This window comes from Cytobacillus sp. NCCP-133 (assembly GCF_026011715.1).
GTDB lineage: Bacteria > Bacillota > Bacilli > Bacillales > Cytobacillaceae > Cytobacillus.
Window position 1 is genome coordinate 1 of record NZ_BRVM01000046.1, and the last position, 3457, is coordinate 3457.

Consider the following 3457-nt stretch of genomic DNA (forward strand, 5'->3'; position numbering starts at 1 on the left):
AATATTTTTTTGACATCCCACCAACGGGTCAAACCGTTGATATATCAATATTTATAGAGGGAGGAAGAAAATTGTTTTGAGAATCGTACAAATTCTCCAAGAGATATATAAATACGGGAGTTCACAATTTGTTAAAGAGTTATATCGGGAAATTTTAAATCGTGAACCAGACGATAAGGGGCTTAATAATTATATAGAAGCATTAAAAAAAGGGGTGAAAAAAGAGACAATACTAAGTTCCTTTTTTAGAAGCAATGAATTATTCAGCAAGTTAAACAAATCTGTATCTAATGTTCAGCATGTTGATTTAAGTAAAAAAGGAACGATTTTTACCCGCCTGCAACTAATTTTACAAAGGGATGGAGATGCTTTTATAGAAGAATTTTTTCAGGAATTCTTAAACCGAAAACCGAATAAAAAGGACTACTCCTTCCCTTTGCTTTTAAGAATTAGGTCTAATAAAGACAAAATCAATGTGGTTATTTTTTTTACAAAAAGCAGAGAGTTTACCAGTCTAATAAAATTCAAAAATAAAAATGCAGTACGAAAGCCACATAATATTACAGAAAAAATAACCGCAAATATGGTTTTAAATAAGATAGAATCACATTACAGAAAGGATAAAAACATATGAGAAAGATAGCGGGTGAGTATGAAAATCATATGCTCGAAACCTCAGAGGTTGTTAATTTATTAAATAAGGCTTCACTTCAGAAAAAACCACTTTCCTTAGCTCGTTTTGGCCATAGTGAAATTAGTTTAGCATGGACCACCTATCCTGACTGGGTTAAAGGCTGGAAATATAGAGAATACAATGGTGCAACAGACAATCCTCATAAGATGCAGGATGCAATCATAGAATCTATTAAATTAACGGATATAGTTGGATTTCATCGTTCAACATCTAAGTCTGAGGAAGATAGGCGATTTGCCCAAATAACGAAAGAAATGTTAGAGGCACTTCAAATTGTGCCGAAGTATGTGTGTTCAGCCTGGATAACCCATCAATTAATAAAAAATCAGCAATTCTGGGCTTGGCTCTGTCAGCAAAAAGTGGTTTTGGTTGGAAGGCGTTCAAAAGATGCTTTGCCTTTATTTCAGAAAAAAGGAATAACAGTTACGAATACAATTAATTTAGAGGGTGTGGCTGATATAGAAAGGGTTTACAAATTATTATGCAGGAAACCGAACTGGGATGTGGCCCTAATTTCTGCAGGATTACCAGCTTCCATTCTTGTGCCCCGACTAGCCCGCGATAGCGGAAAAATCGCTATCGACTTTGGCCATGCAATAGATAAGATAATAGAAGGCAATGACTTTAGGTTTGGTAAAACTGCCGATGAATTCAATAAAATTAATGCAAAGAATACACCTAAAAAAGGGAAGGATTTATAGCAGGATTTTTTAGCTTTTTTTACAAGGCCCTCCTTCATCCTCAATAATAGGATAAATCCATCATAATAAGACCCCTTCTTCAACAGTTATGTTTAGCTATTTTTTTCCGTAAAGTTTAAAAAAATTACAGATGTCATAAACCTAAGACCTGTGGTTAAAACTAACAGGTTATTTTTTTTGGACAAAGAGGTAAATGCCCCAAACAAAAACATTCCTTTATGAATACGATGATATTGTGATGGTAAATCAGTATAAGCTTACAAAAAAACAACATGCAATTTAGATGAAGTAATTTACACGAAATGGTCTTTCAATCTATTAATAAACGGTCATAAAAAAGAACGAAAGGGTGGGTATTTAATAAAAATGAACAGTTTGTTCCTATTTATAAAAGAATATGTTATTAACTACTTCTTCCTATCCGGCATTTTTATTCTTTCCTTACTAGCTGCCGAAAGTGAAGAGTTAATATTTGAAATAATGAATATAAAAATTATTTTTGCACTAGTAGTCTATGTTGTATTAGCTCAATTGTGCCTGTACAAATTTAAGACAACAAAACAAATAGGTAACTTTGATAAGGAGGGATACTTATTTGTTATAAAATCGTTAATCATTGCTACCTTTCTGTTTAGTATGTATTTCTTAGTTTTCTTGTACGAACAAATAAATCTATTTTTTTTATTAATCCTTTTAGTTTCATCTGTAGTACTTATACCTGGAGTTCCAACAATCTCCTTCAAAATTGAAAAAATATCTAGAAGAAGTACTTTAATAAATGGTCAGTTTCCTAGTGCACATAAGTTAGCTAACAGTTTTTGGAATCGTAAAGAGAAAATAATTAAAAGTAAAATGAATAAAATTAATGTAAAAGATCTTATTGGAAGAGACATCATTGAGCCTACACACAGAATAAGTGAATATATTACAAATAAATCCGTTTTGATCACTGGAGCAGGGGGCTCTATTGGAAGTGAACTTGTGAAACAGGTTGCCAAATACAATCCAGGAAGTCTTATTTTACTTGGCCATGGTGAAAATAGTATTTTTAGTATTTCCGCTGATTTAAAGGAAAAATTTCCTCAAACACAAACTCATTTAGCAATAGCTGATATCCAGGATAAGTATCATATAGAGCAAATTTTTCATAAGTATAAACCAAATATTGTATTTCATGCAGCTGCCCACAAACATGTTCCATTAATGGAAATAAATGAAGGTGCAGCAGTACGAAACAATATTTTTGGGACAGAAAACCTTGTTTGGGCTTCATCTAAATTTGGCGTTGAGCGATTTGTCTTTATATCGACTGATAAAGCAGTCGAACCTAAAAATATTATGGGGAAAACAAAAAGGATTGGAGAGCTGATTGTTCAATCGATTGCAGCAGAAAGCTTAACGAAATTTTCTATTGTAAGGTTTGGAAATGTTCTGGAAAGCCGCGGGAGTGTTATTCCTATCTTTAAGAAACAAATTGAGTCAGGGGGACCAGTTACCGTAACACACCCTAATATGGTGAGGTATTTTATGACGATACCTGAAGCAGTACAACTTGTTCTAGAAGCTGGTGCATTATCAAATGGTGGGGAAGTTTTCGTATTGGATATGGGGGAGCCTGTTAAAATTATTGACATTGCAAAAAAATTGATCTGTTTATCAGGTTATATACCAGACAAGGATATTAGAATCGAATTTACAGGAATTCGCCCGGGTGAAAAATTGAATGAATCATTGTTTTATAGCAGTGAAGAAATAGCCGTAACCAAGCACCCCCATGTGATGATTGCGGTTCCCAAAATAAAAAATAATGGAAACCTGGCAGAACAATTGAAAAAACTTAAAGAAGCGACTACTCATTCTCCTGAGGAAATAGGGGATTTACTTGACAAAATTATTCAAAATTACAATGGAAAATAAAATGAAGTTAAAAAACGAATAAAAACATCTGTATTTCTTTAATTAAATGACATTTACCAATCATATTCAAGGAAAAAGGAGCATTCCTGTTAGAAGGATTTTCGGGGACTTGAACAAAAAAGAGCCCTCTTGGTATGATACGGGG

3 protein-coding genes are annotated in these 3457 nt (G+C 33.2%); all 3 read left to right on the top strand.

The window, feature by feature from the left end:
- The first annotated feature begins 76 nt into the window (after positions 1-76).
- The 3 genes from NCCP133_RS21675 to NCCP133_RS21685 all read left to right on the top strand — a co-directional run bounded on the left by NCCP133_RS21675 (position 77) and on the right by NCCP133_RS21685 (position 3312).
- On the top strand, positions 77-634 hold the full coding sequence (locus tag NCCP133_RS21675) for a DUF4214 domain-containing protein (RefSeq protein WP_264807302.1): 558 nt from the start codon (positions 77-79) through the stop codon (positions 632-634).
- Positions 631-1395, top strand: coding sequence for a GT-D fold domain-containing protein (locus NCCP133_RS21680; RefSeq protein WP_264807303.1), 765 nt, complete (start codon positions 631-633; stop codon positions 1393-1395). Before NCCP133_RS21675 ends, NCCP133_RS21680 begins: the two co-directional genes overlap by 4 nt.
- A 366-nt stretch (positions 1396-1761) precedes the next feature.
- Positions 1762-3312 carry a UDP-N-acetylglucosamine 4,6-dehydratase family protein gene (locus tag NCCP133_RS21685; RefSeq protein ID WP_264807304.1) on the top strand — a complete coding sequence of 517 codons (1551 nt, stop codon included), beginning with the start codon at positions 1762-1764 and terminating at the stop codon, positions 3310-3312.
- Positions 3313-3457 lie beyond the last annotated feature (145 nt).

Coding starts and splice junctions, on each gene's coding strand:
- NCCP133_RS21680 (WP_264807303.1), top strand. CDS start 631: ATGAGAAAGATAGCGGGTGAGTATGAAAATCATATGCTCGAAACCTCA.
- NCCP133_RS21685 (WP_264807304.1), top strand. CDS start 1,762: ATGAACAGTTTGTTCCTATTTATAAAAGAATATGTTATTAACTACTTC.